Source organism: Brucella thiophenivorans (assembly GCF_002252445.1).
Taxonomy (GTDB): Bacteria; Pseudomonadota; Alphaproteobacteria; order Rhizobiales; family Rhizobiaceae; genus Brucella; species Brucella thiophenivorans.
On sequence record NZ_NNRJ01000007.1, the window covers coordinates 18,017 to 35,153 of the forward strand.

Genomic DNA, 17,137 nt, shown 5'->3' on the forward strand with positions numbered 1-17,137 from the left:
ATTGCAAGATCAAGCAGGTTCACTCCAAATACTCGTAATTCATCAAAGACGTTTGCGCGTATGAAGAATGAATTCGTCGTCAATCTTCATCAGATACGCATCGATGCCGTAAACGTCTTTAAGCAGTGCTGGTTTAAGCACGTCTTCCGGTGCACCATCCGCAACAAGTCTACCCTGATCGATTACGATCAATCTTGTGCAATAGCGTGCAGCAAGACCAAGATCATGCAGGGAGGCAATCACCGTTTTTCGCTCCTGCGCCAGTCCGGCAAACAGTTCCATGAGTTCAATTTGATGCGCCGGGTCTAACCCTGCGACAGGCTCATCCGCTAGAATGATCGGCGTATCCTGCGCCAGCACACGCGCAATCAGTGCCCGCGCCCGTTCGCCCCCCGAAAGCTCCGTGGCAGGACGTGACGCAAGATCAAGCACGCCCATCCGCTGCATGACGGTTTCGATGATTTCGTGATCGCGAGTGTCCAGCCCGGCAAATACGGGCTTTAGCGCAGAGCGCCCAAGCGAAACCAGCATTTTCACCGAAACCGACCAGGCAACATCACGTTCCTGCGGCAGATAGGAAATGGTGCGCGCTTTATCTGAAACCGGCATGCGGCGTAAATCACGACCCTCAAGTTCGATCTCGCCATTCGATGCCGTTAAGCCAAGAACTGCGCGAAGCAACGTGGTTTTCCCGGCGCCATTGGGACCGATCAGGCCAATGAATTCGCCATCGCCCATATTAAAGCTGATGTCTTCCAAAACCCGCTTTTTCGAAAGGGATACGCCAAGACCCTGAATACGAAGCATCGTCATATGAGCCGCCTCCGATATTTGAAGACAAGCCACAGGAAAAACGGTGCACCGATGATTGCTGTCAGCACACCAAGCTTCAACTCGCGTCCCGGCATCAAAATCCGCACAAAAACATCGGCTGCGAGCAAAAGAGCCGCCCCTCCAAAGCTACTGGCAATCAGCAATCGAGATGGTCGGGAGCCAACCAGCGGACGCAAAAGATGCGGCACAACCAGCCCCACAAAACCGATAGCACCCGCCACGGCGGTCGATGCGCCGACAGAAGCTGCTGTTCCAAGCACTGCGACCATTTGCACCCGCGAAAGATTGACACCCATACTTGAAGCCGCATCCGAGCCAAGCGTTAAACTATCCAAAGCCCGGCCCAGCGAAAACAGCATGACCCAGCCAATCAGAATGAAGGGCGCTGCGAGCCACACATGTGTCATTGAGCGATCCGCGAGCGACCCAAGCATCCAGAATACGATTTCCATAGCAGCAAATGGATTGGGCGAGAGATTAAGCGCCAATGCCGTCATCGCACCCGCAAGACTGGTGACAGCAACGCCGGCCAGAATAACCGTCAACGTCCCTGCATGACGTCCGGCAAGCGTTTTCACCAAAAACACTGAGATGAAGGCCCCAACTAACGCCAGCAACGGCAGTGCCAACGGAAAAGCCTGCGAAAGCCCGGTATAGATCGCAATCACGGCACCAAGCGAAGCGGACGAACTCACGCCGAGCAATCCTGGTTCAGCCAGTGGATTGCGCAAATAGCCCTGAAGGGCTGCACCCGAAAGCCCCAGTGACGCACCAATCAGCAAAGCGAGGATTGCGCGCGGCAAGCGTATTTCGCGCATCACCAGCACGATCACATCGCCATGTCCGGTCAAAAGCGCCTTGATGCTCTCACTCACTCCGATGGATGCGGGACCGATCAGCAGCGACACGAAAAACAAAACTGCCACCAATAATCCAAGCATGAGCAGCAGTAGATAGAACCGAGCCGTTTCAGTCACGCGCAGCCTCCGAAAGCTGTGACACTGCCTCGACACTGAAAGGCCCGCCACAGACGGTCAGATTATCGTTCAATGTTACGATTTTCGTATCTTTCTCTAAAGCACGAAGAGCCGGATGCTCGAAATTCTCAAAGGCCAGCGCAGGCGGTCTGCCGCGTGAGCCACGCACCAGAATATCCGGCTTATCCATAATCAGCATTTCCAAAGGCAGCATGGCCGAACCACGAATACCAGCCTTATCGGCAAGATTATCAAGGCCCGCAAGACGTATGGCTTCATCAATCAAAGTTCCACGCCCCGCCGTATAACTATTGGCATAATAGAGCGCGACCGTTTGCCGATGCGCAGGCATTGGAATATCGGTCAAAGCCGCATTCATGGCGGTAATCTGCTTTTCCGCCTGCTCCTCACGCCCCAGCAATTCTCCCATCCGCTTCATATGCGCCGCAATATCCTTAAAAGAGCGTGCGGGTGCAAACTCCTCAACCCGAACGCCGAGTTCGCGCAGCATCCCAACCGTTGCACGCGAAGAAAATGTGCCAGCCAGCACCAGATCAGGCTTGGCAAGAAATACCTCTTCCGCCTGTCCGTGATTAACCGGCAATTGCTGTGCCTTCTCGCTCATGGCCGACAAAAGTGGATCGCGCGACAGATAGGATACCGATTGCAACTGCCCATCATCTGCCAGCAACAAGGCCAGTTGATCGGTGCAGACATTGATCGACACAACGCGCTTGGGCGCATCTTGCGCCAATGACGGATGGAGGCAAGCCAGGAATAGGCTTGCCAGAAGGCAGAGCCTGAATTTCCTCAATAATGACTGCTTATTTGCCCACATATTCCGCAATCAGAAATTCCGTGTCAGGCCGATATTAAAGCTACGCCCCGGCGCATTATAGCCCGATTTAGTCTGATAATCCTTGTTGAAGATATTCTCGACAGAGACTTTGAACTGCGACCGCTCATCAATGTCATAAAGCGCTATGACATCTGCCGTCACATAAGGAGCGAGCTTGACTGGTGGCTTCGAGTCGTCATAACGCGAACCACCATAAAGCAGTCTCGCCGTGAGATCGAGCTTGTCCAGCGGCTTGTAATTAAGCTCCGCTGTCGCCTTGACGCGCTCGCGATAAGCCAAATCATTATCCGTATCTTCATCAATCGGACGTTTCAGATCAAGTGAGCCTTTGACGCCCCAAGTGTCGTTAAACCGATGTGCAAGCACTGCCTCGAACCCTGTAATCTGAGCATGCGCAACATTATAAGGCAGATAGGTCGGTGCCGTACTCATGATCGCATCGCGCAACCATGTCTGATAAAAAGCCATATCGAGGCTGGTCTTGGCACTCGCCTGCCAGTTTAGGCCAATCTCATAGGAACGGGATTTTTCCGGTTGCAGATCGGGATTGGCATAGCCGGGATAATAAAGCTCATTGAATGTCGGGGCACGAAAACCCGTACCAAATGACGAGCGCAGCACCAGATCAGGCAGGATTTCATAGCTCGCGCCCAGATTATAGGTCACGACATCGCCGAATTGTTCGTTGTAATCATAGCGCACGCCGCCATCAAAACGCAACGCATCATATTCCAGCGAATATTGCCCGAAGACTGCCGCCGTATCCCGGCTTGTCTCGGCATAGGCTACAGTTCCATTGACTTCTTCGCGGTAAGCCTCAACGCCGCCGGTCACAGTGTGGCTCATGCTGCCCGTTTCAAACTGCTTTTCCGTCGCGGCAAAAATACCATAGCGCGTGGTTTCAAACCGATCGGAACCGCTCACGCCCTTGCGAAAATTCCGACTATGATCAAGCCCGGAACTCATTTCAATCGTCGAAGACCAATCATCCATATGATCAATCCGCGCACCAAGCTTACCATTGAAAGCCGTCGTGTAAGCTTCGTTGAAGGACGGCGCTTTTCCATCATATTGATTGCGACCGCGGCTCAACAGACCGTCAGTATAAACCCTGCCCCAATCGAAATCCTTGCCAAGAGAAAAATTAAACGCACCCTGCAAAAAGCCGTCCCGATCCGGCTCATAACCAAAAACTTCTGGCGTTGTAAAATTATAGCCCTGTGTACCGGTCACGCCTGCGCCAAAGGCATAATCTATGCCATCCTGGCTTTGTCCTTGCAGAGATGCGTGCGCATACCCACCCCATGGATGGGTAACGCCCGTACTGATGCTCCCACATGAGGAACGCTCGCCACATGCGCCACCCTGCTTGGTGATGATATTGATGACCCCGCCCATAGCATCAGCGCCATATTGCGCGGAATGCGCACCCTTGGCGATCTCAATCCGATCAATCGACATCAGCGGAATATTGGCAAGCGCTGTTGCGCCAGTCGTGGCGGAAGCCGTCCGTACGCCATTGACCAGCACCACCGTCTGCTTCGACGACATGCCGCGAATATAAAGATTGGACGACGACCCCTGCCCACCATTGGCAGTAATCGAAATTCCCGGATAGTATTGCAGCAACGATTGCAGATCGGGTGCAGCGGATCGTTCAATCTCGGCTCTATCAATCACCGTCACAGAAGAGGTCGAGCGTTGTAGCGATGTTGCCCGGCGAAGCGGTGTGACCACAATAGTCCCAAGCATGATCCCGTCTTCATTGTCTTGAGCGCGAGCATCAAGCGGCATCGCAAGCAGAATGCCCGACGCGAGAAAAGCCGATAGTTTGAGAACTTGCATTTATTCATTCTTCCTGCGCGCACGCATTTGCTTACCGCGAGCGCCAGAAATCAGGGTACAATCCCTTCGTCTTCGTCCCACGGCAACATTTCACAATGTCACCGCTACGGACGGCCGCGACTGGACACACCCCGTGTCAGCCATGGGTGACTGGATATGGCAGGTCTCCTGACTTCCGGGTCTTCATCGAACCTCCACCTTCCCAAAGCACGAAACTTCAGTGGCTATATAAGAGGACGACTCTCCGGTCACAGTTGCGGGGGCAGTCACGGCATCAGTCTTAGAGACCTCACCGTGTTCCCTTTTCATCCACCTTTTGAGCGGAACCATTTCCTGTGTGAGCGATAGCAAGCAGCCACCGAATTATCAACCGCAACAAAATGCCCATCTGAATCATATTCACAGAAATTTAGCATAAGCCATTGAATCAAAAGTGTTTTAAAGGGAAAGATTGCGCGGGTGCCGATTTGGTGAGATGGAGGGCAACGTTGACAGCACCCGCTGGCTGTCGACCGGACAACATTGCAAAAAGATCGCGCTACTGCGCTCGACAGATCCTTGAGTTTGAAAAACTTAGCCGGGACGTCGCTTTAGGTTGGGCCTCGACGTCCCGGGCCATCAGTTCTGGTGGAACCTGACAACAAGCACTCATTAGCACCCACAAGTGGGAGCTTTCTTTGATTTAAATCAATTAGATAATAAATACATATAACGACGCGCACTATTTCTTAGCGCGACATTTGTCCCAGCTCTTTTTGAGATAATCCGACACGCTTTTAAGTTTGGGATCAGACAAAAAGCCCTGCCGAAAAAGGATGCTGCCTTTCACCTCTGGCAGTGCATTGTTCAACTCAAGCTGACGCCTGATTTCATCCACGCCATTGCCTGCAACCCATTCAGGTTCGGACTTGCTTGCAGTGCCTGCGCGATATAGCGCCATGCCGATATAAAGGTCAGCCTGTGTGCCGCGCACCGTATCCGCCCACCATCTGACAATCGGCCCATATGGCACATCCTTACGCCCGGACGACCAGTAAACCTGCGGCGCGATATAGTCGATCAGACCATCCTTGACCCAAGCACGTGTGTCGGCAAAATCACCATCATAATTGGTCTTACCTGCACGAGTAGGCGAACCACGCGGATCATCGACCTGATTGCGCCACACGCCGCCGGGACTGATACCAAAGCGGACATGCGGCTTGATCGCTTTGATCTTTTTCGAGATCTCCTGCACGAGCGTATAGGTATTATAGCGCCGCCAGTCATATTTACTGGCGAACTTCGTACCGAAGCGCTTGAAGGTTTTATCATCCTCAAGCTTCGAGTCCTGTGTTTCATAATAGAAATAATCGTCGAACTGGATACCATCGACATCATATTTCTGAACCACCTCGGCGGTTATATTCGTCACCCACTGCCGCACCGCAGGAATGCCCGGATCAAGAACATAACGGCCTGCAGAAATCCCCACCCATTCGGGCTTGGTTTTGTAAATGCTTGGGCTGGAATCGCTCGATGAGTTTTTCAGTTCCTTGCGCGTGGCCGGACGTACATCCATCGACACGCGATAAGGATTAAGCCAGGCATGAAGTTCAATCCCGCGCTTATGCGCTTGCTCAATTGCAAAGCGAAGCGGATCAAAGCCCGGGTCTTTGCCAAGCGTTCCCGTCAGATAAGACGACCATGGCAGATACTCAGATTTGTAAAACGCATCCGCAGCAGGCGAAACCTGAAAGATCACGGCATTGATGCCGTGTTCCGATGCTTCATCGAACATGCGCACCAGTTCTTGTTTCTGAAGCTTTACCCGTTCTGAGTCATTCTCAATCTGTGTCGATGCTCTGGACGGCCAGTCGAGATTAAGAACTGTCGCAACCCAACTTGCATTAAATGTATCGCAATCCAGAACCATAAATAATCAGCTCGTCTCGTGACCCGTAGCGCTTTCAATATCCACGCGGAAGAAAACAGGCTCCAGCTTGCGTTGTCCGCCATCACTGGCAACAGTCTTCGTATAGGCAGGCTCCCACCAGCTTGGCTCATTCGCCAACATATTGACGATCGCGTTTTTTTCTTCCTCGCGCGTGATTTCGCGATAATGGCCATTCACCACCACGCTGCGCCACTGCGTCTTTGAAGTGATATGATCAAAGAGAATACAAACGGCATCGTTATTGCGCATCGCCTCGGTCTTCTGGCCATCGGTCGTAAACGAATAAAGCGCGCCACCACTGAACCGAAATCCAAGCGGAACAACGTAAGGACGATTATCCAGAACGTAGCCCAGACGCCCAACCTGTGTATGCTGGATCATATCGCGAATGTCATATTCTGACATTTCCTTGATTATCATGACAAGCGTCCTTCGCTCATTATAGTGTTAAGCTTCGATCAGACGAACAAGCGTCCTTCGGCAATTTTGACCGCCGTTCCGCCGATGCGTGCGCCGGTCAGCACCTGCCTGGTAACATCCAGCTCAAGGCGAATGCGCGACGGGCGCCCCATCTCCATGCCCTGCTCAATCCACCATTGCGAACTGCCATCCACAGGCTTGTCTTTTGCCATAATCATGCCTGCAAAAGCCGCGGCCGCAGAACCCGTTGCCGGATCTTCATAAACATTTGAACCTGTCACAAACATGCGCGCATGATAATTGCTGTCGAACAAAAGGGTTTCGCGGCAATAGACATAAATCGGCAAAGGCCGTTCGCCGACATGCGGCAGGCTCTCGCTCACATAAACCGGATCAATCGACACTTTGGCTGCCGCAATGAGATTATGCACCGGCACCAGAAGATAAGGCGTTCCCGCGCTCCAGATAGCCGGAATGTGGTTCTCAAAACCGATCTCATGCGTGCCAAGCCCTATGGCCGCAGCCGCTTCCTCTTTTTCTATTTTAATATCTATTTTTTCCGGCAGGCGCGGCAGATCGAATTCAGCAAAAGCGCTGTTTTCACCCAGAATAACGCCACAGCGAACGACCCCGACTTTCTCTTCCAGTGTCACAAGCCGGTCCGACTCATCACCCGTCCTGCGATGGCGCGCAAGTGATACGGCAGCGCCCACCGTTGGATGACCCGCAAAGGGAAGCTCATAATCAGGCGTAAAAATACGCACAGATGCTTCATGCATGGGGTTTTCGGGCGGGAAAATGAACACGGTTTCAGACAGATTGAACTCGCGCGCGATGGCCTGCATGCGCGCATCTGTAAGCCCCTCGCTCTCATGAACGACAGCCAGAGGATTCCCAGCCAGAGCCTTATCGGCGAAAACGTCGAAAATCTCATAGTATCGGCCAGAACCGGCAGCTTCGCTCATGTCTTCACGTCTCCCTCAACTGCTTTGAATTGCGAGCATAGTCAATTTCGCGCCGCTGTCATCTGTCAGTAGCTACTCTATTGCTGATTTTCGAAATGCCAGTTTGCAAAGGCCCGCACATAGGACGGCGTTGCCTGCCCCATCATGCCAGCTTGAGTTACTGGAATGATTTCTGAAAGCTCTGGTTGCGCCTGTGTGGCAAGGTTGACTTCAATCTGTTGAAGCAGCTCTGCGGTTGATAAGTCAAAATAATAACGACGGAAAAGCGCAATGCTCCCATCAGCGCTCACAAGATGCATACTCGGCTCCGCTTTTGCCTTGCCAAGATCAATCCCTGTTTCTTCGCGAACTTCGCGGGCAACATTGGTTTCATAATCGGCACGGTCACCGACAATGTCATTGTCATCTATCGAACCGGCGGGAAAATAAACTCGGCCAGCGACAGCATTATGTGCGCTCATACGCGCTGCAATCAGATGCCCTTCGCTCGACACAATCACGCCCACACCAAAAATATGCCATGGCCTTTCAGACCCGCGATCATCGCGCCAATACATCAACGTTGCAAAACTCGTGCGCTTAAAACCCGCCTCCAACACCCCCTCATTGAGTTGAGCTTGCGGTGCCAGATAAATCTCGCCATCAAAAAGCGTTGGATTGGCAGCGGTCGCCCTTTGCCAGTTTGCAGCAATCACCTGACTGTTCGCTTCGCTGTAGGAAAGCGCCCCAGGCAAAACCCGGACATCAACGCGGTCAATCATATAGACCGTGTTTTCTTTCACATGCTGCATCTACGCTTATTCCTCAATCAATGTTCAACGTAACAGCCACAGGGCAATGGTCACTAGCTTTTGGCCGGTCCCAACCGGTGCGCGGATAACGATCAACATCCTGTCCCGGCGGAAAAATGGTGCGCCACGGCTGACCGCGACGGATAATCTGCGGAATGGCACTCTCATTCTTACTGGCCAGTGATGGCGATGCCAGAATATAATCAAGCTGGCAAAGGTGGCGTTCCTGTGGTCCGCGCGTATGATAGAGCGTCCAGCGATCCATGACCGGACGCCGCTCCACCAGATTGACGGCAAAACCATCATTAAGCAGCGTATCCAGCGCGCTTACCTCTTCCGAAAATGGCGTAAACTGATAGCCATTCCACTCATCACCATCTATCAGAACGCGCTCGCGATAGTCGTTAAAATCACCGCAAATAAGCCAGCGTTTGTCCGCCGTATGACCGATGCCGAATTTACCTTCGATAATGCGTCGAATTGCACGCGTTTCAGCCTGTCGCACCGGCAGTGACGCTGTACGTCCATCAAGACCATTGCGCGCGCCACCCATTGATTTGAGATGAACCACAAACAAAGACAAAGGCTTGCCATCAATCCGCATATCAAGATTGAGGCAATCGCGTTTGAAAATACGATCATGCGGCTCAAATCCAAGCTCGGCCAGTATTGGTTGATAAAGCCCAAAGTCATTATATGTCAGATTGGCGTGACTGGTTACCTGTGTGATCTCGATAGAATGACCATCGCGTGTCGAATCACGCGCCATGACAGCAACATCGATGCCTCGGCTATCATTGCCATCGACCAGATATTTGTTGCGATAGCCTTGTCCGATCATCTTAAAAAGATAGCCGTATTCAAAGGCATTGAGAGCAGCGAGATTATCCACTTCCTGCAAGCAGAGAATATCCGCACGGCTTTCCGCAATCGCCAGCGCGGTCATCTGGCGTGTATCATCGGCATGGGCGACAGCGCGTGCCTGCTCCAGCAAACGATATTGCGTCTCATCGCCAATCTCGAAGAGTTTGAGCGAGCGGTCCTGATGCAATTCATTGCGAAAGCCGGAAAAATCAAACCGGCGCATCAGATTTTCGACATTAAATGTAGCTATCGTAAACATGCCAGCGCAATCTCGCGACTTGCGCTATAGTTGGCAAGTGGTTCTTTTCAAATAACACGCTCGCGCTGGTTTTGATCAGACTAACCACCATATATTGTCTGAAAATCTGGATACCAAAAATGTTTGAAAAGATACGGTACATCGCACTTTGCACAAGTCTCTTTGCAACGAGCTTTATCGGCAGTGCGGCGGCTGTTGATTTGAACACGCCTTATGTACCGTCTTTGCGTCCGAGTACGCCGCCTATCGCTGGCGGATTGCCGCGGACTTATCAACCGCAAGCAGGTTCAAGCAAATGCTATGGCGTCGGCTGCCGCAACAGTGGCAACTATATTTCGCCTGAAGGCATCCCGATTTACAAGAATGGCGACCCGCTTCAGGTTCGCCCATCCAATCGCAAGCCGGTCACGACATTTGGTCCAAGCAGCAATCATATTTCATGGTGCTCCAACCGTTACCGCAGCTATCGCACATCCGATAACACCTATCAGCCTCTGGCGGGGCCACGTAGCGGCTGCAATTCACCATTCCAATAAAATAAAAGCCGGGCATTGCCCGGCTTATTTCTTTCTTATGCAGCTTCCGATTTGGAATGCGTGCGGATCAAGCGTCCCAGACGCATGATGCCTTCATCAATCATTTCATCATTGGCGCATGAATAGCTCAGGCGCAAAGTGTTCGCACCCGTACCATCGGCAAAAAATGCCTTGCCCGGTACAAACGCAACTTTCTCGCTCTCAATTGATGCTGCAAGCAGTGCAGCACCGTCCATGCCTTTGGGCAATGTCACCCAGATGAACATACCACCTTCAGGCTTGGTCCAAGCTGTGCCTTCCGGCATATATTTGGCAAGCGCTTCGAGCATCTTGTCGCGGCGGTGTTTATAAACGCCATGAAGCTTTGCGACCTGAGCGTCAAAACCACGCGATGCGACATGATAGATCGCGATCTGGTTGATGGTTGAAGAATGCAGATCAGCCGCCTGCTTCATGAGAACCAGCTTGCGTATAACCGACTGCGAGGCAACCACATAACCAACCCGCAATCCGGGTGCGAGGGTCTTTGAGAACGAGCCGCAATAGATCGTGCGCGTCTTTTCAATGTCACCGCCATGGCGCGCAATATCGAGCGACAGGATCGACGCAACTGCATCACCATTATAACGCAGATACTGATACGCAGCATCTTCGATGATCGGAACATTGAGTTCGTCCGCATCGGCCATCAGCTTCTTGCGGCCTGCAAGATCAACGGTTTCGCCGGTCGGATTGCTGAAATCTGCCGAAAGATAAGCAAATTTCACCTGTCCACCGGCCTTTTCAGCGGCTTCTTGATAAGATGCAGGCGTGCGATTGCCGTTGAGCGAAAGAATATCGTAGCTGGGCTCATAGGCGTTGAAAGCCTGCAAAGCACCAAGATAAGTCGGAGCAGTCACCAGTGCCGTGTCGTTGGGCGAGATGAAAAGCTTGCCGAGATAGTCGAGCGCCTGTTGTGAACCAGACGTAATAAAGACGTTGTCTTCGGTGCACGGAACGCCGATCTTGGCGAGTTCACTCACCAGCCATGTGCGCAGCGGCTTGTAACCTTCTGACACCGAATATTGCAGTGCGGCATTGGCTTCAGGACCAGCAAAAATATCCTGATAGGCGCTCTGGAATTCGTTATGCGGGAAAAGTGCCGGATCAGGAATACCGCCAGCAAAGGAAATAATATCCGGACGTTCCAGCAGCTTCAAAAGTTCACGGATTTCCGAAGCGCGCATACGTTTCGAGCGCGTTGCAAATACACTTTCCCAGTCCAGCACCGGAAGTCTCCTCAATACGATGGAGGCAAAGCCTCCTCAAACTTCGCCAGATAAAGTCCTAGCGATAGCGTACTTTTTTACGAACGAGAACACCTCAACCCATGCTCTCATGGAATAAAGATATTCAGAATTGTTTTGGTCAAAACGCGCACAAAACAGAAAATACAACGGTGTTTGACGATCATTTCGTGCGCAATACGTTACACGCATCAATTCACATCACTTCCATATAATAAAGGGGCGTAAGAAACGCCCCTTTGTTTTCTTCAATCGAAGGGCACTGCAAAATCTGATGAGATTCTGACTCTGGCTTGGCGAAAATGCTGTTTTGTGAGAACCGGAGCGGAGCGTACATAAAGTACGTGAGCACCGCAATTGAAACAAAATGCCATTTGCAGACGGCCAGAGTCTGAATATCGCAGATTTTTAGTTGCGTGCCTTGTCGACGAGCTTGTTCGCTGCGATCCATGGCATCATGCCACGGAGCTTTTCGCCGACTTCTTCGATCTGGTGGCTGTCGTTGTTGCGACGGATACCCTTGAAGCGCGCTGCACCTGCACGGTATTCCTGCATCCAATCGGAAGTGAACTTGCCGGTCTGAATGTCCTTCAGAACGCGCTTCATTTCTTCTTTGGTTTCTGCAGTGATAATGCGTGGGCCAGTGACGTATTCGCCCCACTCAGCAGTGTTGGAGATCGAGTAATTCATGTTGGCAATGCCGCCTTCGTAGATCAGATCTACGATGAGCTTCATTTCGTGCAGGCACTCGAAATAAGCCATTTCTGGTGCGTAACCAGCTTCGACCAGAACTTCAAAACCGGTGCGGATGAGTTCAACAACACCGCCGCAAAGAACAGCCTGCTCACCGAACAGATCGGTTTCACACTCTTCCTTGAAAGTGGTTTCAATAACGCCCGAACGACCGCCACCAACGCCCGAAGCGTAGGAGAGAGCGAGATCATGTGCATTGCCCGAAGCATCCTGATGGATTGCTATAAGGCAAGGAACGCCGCCACCCTTCTGATATTCGCCGCGAACCGTGTGGCCTGGGCCCTTTGGTGCGATCATGACAACGTCAACGGACTTCTTTGGCTCAATCAGGCCAAAGTGAACATTGAGACCGTGTGCGAAAGCAATCGCTGCGCCATCACGGATGTTATCCTGAATGTGATCTTTGTAGATGTCAGCCTGAAGTTCATCAGGGGTTGCCATCATGAGGAGATCGCCCCACTTGGCAGCATCAGCAACATTCATCACTTCAAAGCCGTCAGCTTCGGCCTTCTTGACCGTTGCCGAACCTTCACGAAGAGCAATGCGCACATTGGCTGCGCCGGAGTCTTTTAGGTTCAGCGCATGGGCGCGACCCTGGCTACCATAACCGACGATAACGACCTTCTTCGACTTGATCAGGTTAACGTCTGCATCACGATCGTAATAAACGCGCATTTTCTTATTCCCTTCACTCAGATTGTTATTCAAATTGTCCTGCGGCCTTCTCACGTCAGCCGTTGGTTTGTAGGTTTATGCCCCGTAAAGAGCGAAAAACTGCTTTGTGGCACGCCGGGCGTCCCGGATAACCACTTCGTCAGTCAATTCCAGCCGATCGCCAAGCAGCAACCGGATTTGCATGTCCCGAACAACGAGTCCGAAAAATGCACGAAATGCTTCGTCGATATCGTCAAAGGCTAAAAGCTTTGCTTCCCGACCGATTTCGAGAATGGGCTTGAGACGCTTCGCCATTGCAACCGGACCATTGGCGAGAACGATGTCTCCCAAAGCCGATTTGCCCGATGCCGTATGACTAACCGCCAGACGGTTCAATGCAATGGAGGTCGGGCCGGACAACACGAGCAGCCAGTCGCGTGCAAAATGTTCAAGGCTGGAAAACAGCGATTCCGCATCAAGCTTCTCACGCGCCACCGGCACAACACGAACCTTCGACGCCTGCCAGCGAACCATTGCGGTCAGCAAGCCATCGCGATCACCAAACCATTTATAGAGGCTTTCCTTGGAGCAATTGGCAGCACGCGCAATGCTTGCGGTTGTCAAAGCGCGGTCACCGCCCTCAACAAGAAGACGCAACGCCTGCTCCAGAACTTCGTTCTGACGCGGCGAGAAAGACGGCTGCTTTTGAGCCTGCAATTCGTCGCTTTTATCAGTCACGGTTCAATCCCTCCACTTTGTACCGTACGGTACGGTTCTGTTTATTAATCCTAGCTTGAGCAACCGTCAAGCAGGATTTTTCACAACGAAGAAAGATTTTAGAAATGTGATCCGGTTAGCTTTTAACGAAACAAGAAAGAAGCGAGCAAAATCATAAAGAAAGGGCGCATTCCGGAATTATATCCTGAAATGCGCCCTTTTCATTCGAGGACATTTGGCCTCAAATGTTTACTTGGGTTCCGATCTCCACCACACGCCCGGTCGGAATCTGGAAGTATTCAGTTGCATCAGAAGCAGTGCGGGCCAACAGGATAAACAGCTTATCCTGCCAGAGCGGCATCCCGGAATGGACCGATGCTTTCAGCCAGCGGCGCGACAGGAAGAAAGACGTCGTCATGATGTCGAACCTCCAGCCAAGCTTGCGACACAGACCCAGAGCGCGCGGAATATTGGGCTGCTGCATATAGCCAAATGTCAGAGTGACCTGCATGAAGCGCTCATTATATTGCGAAACACGCGCCCGATCTGCGCTCGAAACCCATGGCTTAGAAGCCGTTACAACTGTCAAAATGACGTTGCTGTCATGCAGAACCTTATAATGCTTGAGGCTATGCATGAGGGCTGTTGGCGCACTTTTCGGGTCACCTGTCAGAAATACCGCAGTTCCCGGAACAATGGTCGGCGGGCGTTTGTTCATCTGCTCGACGATCAGATCGAGTGGTACTTCTGCCTTTCGTGTCTTCTGGAACAGATGTCGCGTGCCGCGCACCCATGTCCACATGACGACCACCAAAATGGCTGCAAATAGGATTGAAGCCCAGCCACCATCATGCACTTTAATAATATTGGCGCTGAAAAACAGAACATCGATAATTAAAAAGCCGATTATCAATGGCAGCGCACGACTGACGCGCCAATTCCAGATGCGCGTCATGACGAAATAAAGAAGTCCGGTCGTGACAAGCATATTGCCGGTTACTGCGATACCATAAGCTGAGGCGAGATTGTTTGACTTCTCAAAACCAAGCACCAGAATGATGACCGTTAAGCCAAGCAAAAAGTTGACACGTGGAATGTAAATCTGTCCATGCAGCTTTTCCGACGTATGCTGGATTTCAAGACGTGGCAGAATATTGAGCTGCACTGCCTGACGCGCAACCGAGAAAGCACCGCTGATCACAGCCTGACTTGCAATGACCGTCGCGGCTGTCGCCAACAGAACCATCGGCCAAAGCGCAAAATCCGGCATCATCTGGAAGAATGGCAACGCTGCTGCTTCACCATGCGAAAGCACGAATGCCGCCTGCCCGAAATAATTGAGCAGCAGGCATGGGAACACGATCCACAGCCAGGCCCGAACGATTGGCTTGCGCCCAAAATGCCCGAGATCAGCGTAAAGTGCTTCCGCACCTGTCATGGCAAGAAAAACCGCACCGACAGTAATGAATGCAACGCCGGGGCTGACTACCAGGAACCGCAATGCATAATAAGGGTTGAGTGCCGCCATTACGGTCGGATCATCAAAGATATGCCAAAGACCCGATGCCCCTAGCGCCAAAAACCATACGGCCATGATTGGCCCGAAAACAATGGCAACCTTGCCCGTTCCGTATTTCTGGATTGAGAACAGAACCACCAGAATAACGACCGTTATAGGCACCACAAAGGGCGTCATGTGTGGCGCCACAATCTGCACACCTTCGACCGCCGAAAGCACAGAGATCGCTGGTGTAATTACGGCATCCCCAAAAAACAGGGCCGCGCCACAGATACCAGCGCCTAAAATGAGATCAGGCCGCCCTTTCAGAGCAGCCCGTACCAGCGCCATCAATGATAGAATACCGCCCTCGCCATTATTGTCGGCACGCAACACGAAGAGCACATATTTGACGGTCACAACGAGCAAAAGTGCCCAGAAGATGAGCGAGACGACACCCAAAATGTCGGCTCTGTCGAGAATGCCATCCGAAGTTGCCGCATGCAACGCTTCACGAAAAGCGTAAATTGGACTTGTACCAATGTCGCCATAGACAACACCCAGTGCGCCCATCACCAGCACTTTCATGCTGTCTTTGGAATGATCGTTCTCTTCTGAAACGGTATTGTTTTCAGCAGAAACGCCAGCAGGCAGCGTATTCATCGCCAGCGCATCTTCTTCAGACGGAGCGCTGTTATCTTTATGCTCGCTGCTCATATGCAGACACCTCGCAAGGTCATAGGCTCAGGATGGAATAGCAAAGCGGTGGAAATGATAAAAGTCCGTCAACAGCCTTATGCCGCACGTATCAAAACAAAAGTCTTTATAGAGAAATAAGCTGAACCAGCGCGATGGCAAGGAACAAGAACTGCGGAAAACTTCATCTATGCTTCCCTCGAACAATCCTGCGCGCCGAGCGCATGATCTGTGGCGGGCGGTCTATATGTTGCAGCGCCCGCGCACAAATGCAGATTTCGCAGGGCTCGTAATCAAGCCATGCGTTTTTCGACGGGGCGTTATCCTGCAAGTGCACCAATATAACGGCTCACAGTCACAGGCATACCATACATTAACGCATCTGCGGTTAATCCATGACCGATTGAGACTTCGCTCAATTGTGGTACACGCTTGACCAGTGCTGGCAGATTTTCAACCGTCAGATCGTGCCCTGCATTAATTGCAAGACCAAGTGCAGTTGCCGCATCCGCAGCCTTTCCAAGACGGTTTATCTCCCGCGTTGCAGCAGACGGATCGTCATAGGTCGCGCCATAAGGGCCGGTATAAAGCTCGATCCGGTCAGCACCAATGGCCTTTGCCTTGTCATAGCCAAGCGGATCAGGATTGGCAAACAGCGAAACACGCATCCCGCCCGATTTGAGACGCGCAACGATGGGCGCAAGAAAATCCGACTTGGTTTCAAAGTCCCACCCATGATCGGATGTCGCCTGCATCGGATCATCGGGCACCAGTGTCACCTGTTCCGGCTGATGTTTTTCCACCAGTTCCAGAAAAGCTTCGGTTGGAAAACCTTCAATGTTGAACTCTGCCTGCGGATATTCATCATCAATCAAAGCACGAATATCGCCCAGATCGGAAAAACGGATATGCCGCTGATCAGGGCGCGGATGCACGGTCAATCCGGCGGCACCTGCTGCAAGTGCGGCTCGCCCAAGCCCGGTGACACTTGGCCAGGGAAGATCACGCCGGTTGCGTAACATGGCGATGGCGTTAAGATTGACGGACAGTTTTGCAGGCATTGAGCGTGGCTCCCTCAAATAAGGATATGGCTTTATATCGCCCGCTGATAAAAAATGTGAGTGTTTTAGAGCCGCATCTCACAAACTATTTTTAATAGCGCATGCCGAAATGCGTGAAACGGTTTTCGGGTAAGATGCGCGATAAAATAAAGAGTTAGCACAGCCTGCACTGAAACTTTCATACGC

General features: G+C 51.9%; 16 protein-coding genes and 1 riboswitch. Of the genes, 1 reads left to right on the forward strand and 15 read right to left on the reverse strand.

What is annotated here, in order from left to right; all coding sequences use genetic code 11:
• Positions 1–42: 42 nt before the first annotated feature.
• From CEV31_RS01170 to CEV31_RS01210, 9 genes are all read right to left on the reverse strand, one after another.
• Positions 43–813, reverse strand: a complete 771-nt coding sequence (locus CEV31_RS01170) for an ABC transporter ATP-binding protein (protein WP_094505083.1) — start codon at positions 811–813, stop codon at positions 43–45.
• Positions 810–1,811, reverse strand: coding sequence for a FecCD family ABC transporter permease (locus CEV31_RS01175; protein ID WP_094505084.1), 1,002 nt, complete (start codon positions 1,809–1,811; stop codon positions 810–812). Before CEV31_RS01175 ends, CEV31_RS01170 begins: the two co-directional genes overlap by 4 nt.
• Positions 1,804–2,649: an ABC transporter substrate-binding protein gene (locus CEV31_RS01180; protein WP_094505085.1), complete on the reverse strand. Its 846-nt coding sequence runs from the start codon at positions 2,647–2,649 to the stop codon at positions 1,804–1,806. The genes CEV31_RS01175 and CEV31_RS01180 overlap by 8 nt, the downstream gene beginning before the upstream one ends.
• 9 nt (positions 2,650–2,658) lie before the next feature.
• Complete coding sequence (locus tag CEV31_RS01185; RefSeq protein ID WP_094505086.1) at positions 2,659–4,515, reverse strand: TonB-dependent receptor domain-containing protein; 1,857 nt, start codon at positions 4,513–4,515, stop codon at positions 2,659–2,661.
• A 141-nt stretch (positions 4,516–4,656) separates the two neighbouring features.
• Positions 4,657–4,861, reverse strand: a riboswitch (cobalamin riboswitch).
• A 375-nt stretch (positions 4,862–5,236) separates the two neighbouring features.
• Complete coding sequence (locus tag CEV31_RS01190; protein WP_094505087.1) at positions 5,237–6,430, reverse strand: glycoside hydrolase family 10 protein; 1,194 nt, start codon at positions 6,428–6,430, stop codon at positions 5,237–5,239.
• A gap of 6 nt (positions 6,431–6,436) precedes the next feature.
• Positions 6,437–6,871 carry a pyridoxamine 5'-phosphate oxidase family protein gene (locus CEV31_RS01195; protein ID WP_094505088.1) on the reverse strand — a complete coding sequence of 145 codons (435 nt, stop codon included), beginning with the start codon at positions 6,869–6,871 and terminating at the stop codon, positions 6,437–6,439.
• Between the two features lie 38 nt (positions 6,872–6,909).
• A complete protein-coding gene (locus CEV31_RS01200; RefSeq protein ID WP_094505089.1) occupies positions 6,910–7,836 on the reverse strand; it encodes a PhzF family phenazine biosynthesis protein in 927 nt (308 codons plus the stop codon).
• 77 nt (positions 7,837–7,913) lie between these two features.
• A complete protein-coding gene (locus CEV31_RS01205; RefSeq protein WP_094505090.1) occupies positions 7,914–8,627 on the reverse strand; it encodes an NUDIX domain-containing protein in 714 nt (237 codons plus the stop codon).
• A gap of 13 nt (positions 8,628–8,640) precedes the next feature.
• Positions 8,641–9,750, reverse strand: coding sequence for an endonuclease/exonuclease/phosphatase family protein (locus tag CEV31_RS01210; RefSeq protein ID WP_094505091.1), 1,110 nt, complete (start codon positions 9,748–9,750; stop codon positions 8,641–8,643).
• Positions 9,751–9,869: 119 nt separating this feature from the next.
• On the opposite strand from CEV31_RS01210, the gene CEV31_RS01215 reads away from it, so the two are divergent.
• Complete coding sequence (locus CEV31_RS01215) at positions 9,870–10,286, forward strand: BA14K family protein (RefSeq protein WP_094505092.1); 417 nt, start codon at positions 9,870–9,872, stop codon at positions 10,284–10,286.
• A gap of 35 nt (positions 10,287–10,321) precedes the next feature.
• Here the strand turns inward: CEV31_RS01215 and CEV31_RS01220 are convergent, their stop codons facing one another.
• The 6 genes from CEV31_RS01220 to CEV31_RS01240 form a co-directional block, all read right to left on the reverse strand.
• Entirely contained in the window at positions 10,322–11,554 is a 1,233-nt protein-coding gene (locus CEV31_RS01220; RefSeq protein WP_094505093.1) for an aminotransferase-like domain-containing protein, read from the reverse strand.
• A gap of 214 nt (positions 11,555–11,768) precedes the next feature.
• Positions 11,769–12,023: a hypothetical protein gene (locus CEV31_RS20830; RefSeq protein WP_143850889.1), complete on the reverse strand. Its 255-nt coding sequence runs from the start codon at positions 12,021–12,023 to the stop codon at positions 11,769–11,771.
• On the reverse strand, positions 11,981–13,000 hold the full coding sequence (ilvC, locus tag CEV31_RS01225; protein ID WP_007875687.1) for a ketol-acid reductoisomerase: 1,020 nt from the start codon (positions 12,998–13,000) through the stop codon (positions 11,981–11,983). The genes CEV31_RS20830 and ilvC overlap by 43 nt, the downstream gene beginning before the upstream one ends.
• Before the next feature lie 75 nt (positions 13,001–13,075).
• Complete coding sequence (locus CEV31_RS01230) at positions 13,076–13,717, reverse strand: TetR/AcrR family transcriptional regulator (protein WP_094505094.1); 642 nt, start codon at positions 13,715–13,717, stop codon at positions 13,076–13,078.
• A 220-nt stretch (positions 13,718–13,937) separates the two neighbouring features.
• Positions 13,938–15,782 (reverse strand): potassium transporter Kup, encoded by a 1,845-nt coding sequence (locus CEV31_RS01235; RefSeq protein ID WP_235818014.1) that lies wholly within the window; start codon positions 15,780–15,782, stop codon positions 13,938–13,940.
• Between the two features lie 428 nt (positions 15,783–16,210).
• Positions 16,211–16,951: a pyridoxine 5'-phosphate synthase gene (locus CEV31_RS01240; protein WP_094505096.1), complete on the reverse strand. Its 741-nt coding sequence runs from the start codon at positions 16,949–16,951 to the stop codon at positions 16,211–16,213.
• Positions 16,952–17,137 lie beyond the last annotated feature (186 nt).